Here is a 3,022-nt window from a genome sequence, read left to right as displayed (position 1 = left end):
CCGAGTTGCTGCATGTTCGTCGCCGCTTCATCCATAAGGAGGCGCTGCGTAGTGCAACCGCACTGGTGACCAACGCGATCCTCGCGATGCGCGATCAACGCGTGTGGGGCGAGGCCGGAACCGCCTGCGCTTCGGATTCTACAAAGCTTGGCGCGTGGGATCAGAACCTGATGGCAGAATGGCATGTCCGCTACCGCGGTCGCGGCGTTATGATTTACTGGCATATAGAACGTCAGGCGACCTGCATCTACTCGCAGCTCAAGCGCTGTTTGTAGATTTCCGCTGAGAAGTGACCCGGTAGGGGCATAAGTTTCCATTGAGATTTGACCCATGTTTGAACCTGCCTCTGGCTGACCGGTCAGGGGTATCAGGAGTGATCAACATGGACTTATTGAGTGTAATTCGTCGGTGGCGTTTCCGGGATGAGATGCCACTTCGTGAGATTGAACGGCGCACAGGTTTATCGCGCAACACGATCCGCAAATACTTGCGCGCGGATACGGTGTTGCCGCAGTTCAAGGTACCTGACCGGTCGAGCAAGTTGGACCCGTTTTCTGAGAAGCTGACGGGTTGGTTGCAAGTCGAGGCTGGCAAGTCGCGCAAGCAGAAGCGCACGGCGAAGCAGATGCACGCCGATCTGGTCGTATTGGGCTATGAAGGGTCCTACAATCGCATCGCTGCCTATGTGCGGGCGTGGAAGGCTGACCGGCAGTTGGCACAGCAGACCAGCGGGCGGGGCACCTTCGTGCCACTGATTTTTCAGCCAGGCGAGGCGTTCCAGTTCGACTGGAGTGAAGACTGGGCGATTTTGGCCGGCGAGCGGGTCAAGCTACAGGCAGCCCACACCAAGCTGTCGCACAGCAAGGCGTTCATTGTCCGCGCCTATCCGCTCCAGACCCACGAGATGCTGTTTGATGCGCTGGCGCAAGCATTCCGCGTGCTGGGCGGGGTGCCGCAGCGCGGGATCTTCGACAACATGCGGACTGCGGTCGATAAGATCGGCAAGGGTAAGGCCCGACAGGTCAACGCCCGCTTCACCGCGATGGCCAGCCATTACCTGTTCGAGCCTGCGTTCTGTAATCCGGCCTCGGGGTGGGAGAAAGGACAGGTCGAGAAGAACGTCCAAGATGCGCGACGGCGGCTGTGGCAGAAGTTGCCGAGCTTCCCGGATATCCATGCGCTCAATGCTTGGCTCGAGGAACAGTGCATCGTGCAATGGGGCGATATCCAACATGGCAACTTGCCCGGCACCGTCGCCGATGTACATGCCGCTGAGGTTGGCAGTCTGATGCCGCTGGGGCGCACCTTCGATGGCTTTGTCGAGCACACCAAGCGGGTGTCACCGATCTGCCTCATCAGCTTTGAGCGCAATCGGTACAGCGTCCCGGCATCCTTTGCCAACCGTCCGGTCAGCGTCCGGATCTACCCCGAGCGGATCGTGGTTGCGGCAGAGGGGCAGATCTTGTGCGAGCATGCGCGGATTATCGACCGGTCCCACCACACCGGCGGGCAAACGATTTATGACTGGCGGCATTATCTGGCAGTAGTCCAGCGCAAGCCGGGAGCGCTGCGCAATGGTGCGCCTTTCTTGCAGCTACCAGAGGCCTTCAAGCAGCTGCAAAGCCAGCTTCTGCGCCGTCCCGGCGGGGACAAGGAGATGGCGGAGATACTGGCGTTGGTGCTGCAGCATGACGAGCAGGCAGTTCTGTGCGCTGTCGAACTGGCGCTGGAGGCGGGCGTCGCCACCAAGACCCACGTCCTCAACATCCTGCATCGCTTGATCGATGGTAAGGCTCCACCGGCGCCGCCGATTGATGCACCACAGGCTCTGCGCCTTGCCCAGGAGCCGTTGGCTAATGTCGGACGTTATGATGCTCTGCGCGACGAAGGGCTGCGTCATGCGTCATGATCCCGCCAGCGCCGCCGTTGTCGTCATGCTAAAGGCGCTGAAGTTGTATGGCATGGCACAAGCGGTCGGCGACCTTATCGAGCAAGGTGCTCCAGCCTTCGGCACTGCGGTGCCGATGATCTCACAGTTGCTCAAGGCAGAGATGGCCGAGCGCGAAGTCCGGTCCATCGCCTATCAGATCAAGGCCGCCCGGTTCCCAGCCTACAAAGATCTGGCAGGCTTCGACTTCGCATCCAGCGAGGCCAACGAAGCCTTGGTTCGGCAACTCCATGGCGGCGAGTTCATCGACCGCGCTGACAACGTCGTGCTGATAGGCGGCCCTGGCACTGGCAAATCGCACATCGCCACTGCGCTGGGAGTCCAAGCCGTCGAGCATCACCGCAAGAAGGTCCGCTTCTTTGCCACCGTCGATCTGGTCAATGCACTCGAGCAGGAAAAGGCGATGAACAAGGCAGGCCAACTCGCCGAGCGCCTGCTGCGCCTTGACCTCATCATCCTCGACGAACTGGGCTATCTGCCGTTTAGCCCGTCAGGCGGCGCGCTTCTGTTCCACCTACTTAGCAAACTCTACGAGCGCACCAGCGTCATCATCACCACCAACCTCAGCTTCAGCGAATGGGCCGAGGTGTTCGGCGACGCCAAGATGACCACCGCGCTGCTCGATCGCCTCACCCATCATTGCCACATTATCGAGACTGGCAATGACAGCTTCCGGTTCAGGGCCAGCTCTGCCGCCCCAAAAATACGAAAGGAAAAATCACCCGCTTGACCCAAACCCCGCTCTGCGGGACATACCTCCAACCGGGTCACTTCTCGATGGAAATACCGGGTCACTTCTCAGCGGAAATCTACAACCTGGGAAACACCGCCCGACCGCCTCTCGCTGGCAGCAGCTATGACGGGCAAGGAAACGGTTCGAGAGTTCCGCCTCTTTTCCTACACGCCCGATACCAGCCTTCCGGGCTGGAAGGCTGGCCAGCGCGGTGGCAGGGCAGAAGAGCGCCAGTTAATTGCCGCGCTTCTGGTCCGCGTCGCACCGAAATTCTGGCGGCGCCTGAGCTTGTTGGACGAGCGCAACGCCGAAGATCACCATCAACGCTATTTCGGATGGAA

Annotated in this window: 3 protein-coding genes and 1 pseudogene; all 4 read left to right on the top strand. The window is 60.1% G+C overall.

The features are described from left to right. Positions 1–269, top strand: a pseudogene (locus tag Q0R02_RS04150) (Tn3 family transposase); the annotation flags it as partial. 113 nt (positions 270–382) lie between these two features. Continuing rightward, entirely contained in the window at positions 383–1,909 is a 1,527-nt protein-coding gene (gene istA / locus Q0R02_RS04145; protein WP_293881119.1) for an IS21 family transposase, read from the top strand. Next, on the top strand, positions 1,899–2,678 hold the full coding sequence (gene istB, locus Q0R02_RS04140) for an IS21-like element helper ATPase IstB (RefSeq protein WP_293881117.1): 780 nt from the start codon (positions 1,899–1,901) through the stop codon (positions 2,676–2,678). The genes istA and istB overlap by 11 nt, the downstream gene beginning before the upstream one ends. Before the next feature lie 126 nt (positions 2,679–2,804). After that, positions 2,805–3,022, top strand: a 218-nt coding sequence (locus Q0R02_RS04135) for a hypothetical protein (RefSeq protein ID WP_293881115.1), incomplete at its 3' end; no start/stop codon positions are given.

Origin of the sequence: Sphingomonas sp. (assembly GCF_025353885.1) — a bacterium.
Classification (GTDB): Bacteria; Pseudomonadota; Alphaproteobacteria; order Sphingomonadales; family Sphingomonadaceae; genus Sphingomonas_O.
Note: the sequence above shows the minus strand (reverse complement) of the source record. Positions and strands in the feature narration are given on the sequence as shown.

Bases quoted from the DNA above. Each gene is read 5' to 3' on its own strand.
- istA (WP_293881119.1), top strand. From the start codon at position 383: ATGGACTTATTGAGTGTAATTCGTCGGTGGCGTTTCCGGGATGAGATG.
- istB (WP_293881117.1), top strand. From the start codon at position 1,899: ATGCGTCATGATCCCGCCAGCGCCGCCGTTGTCGTCATGCTAAAGGCG.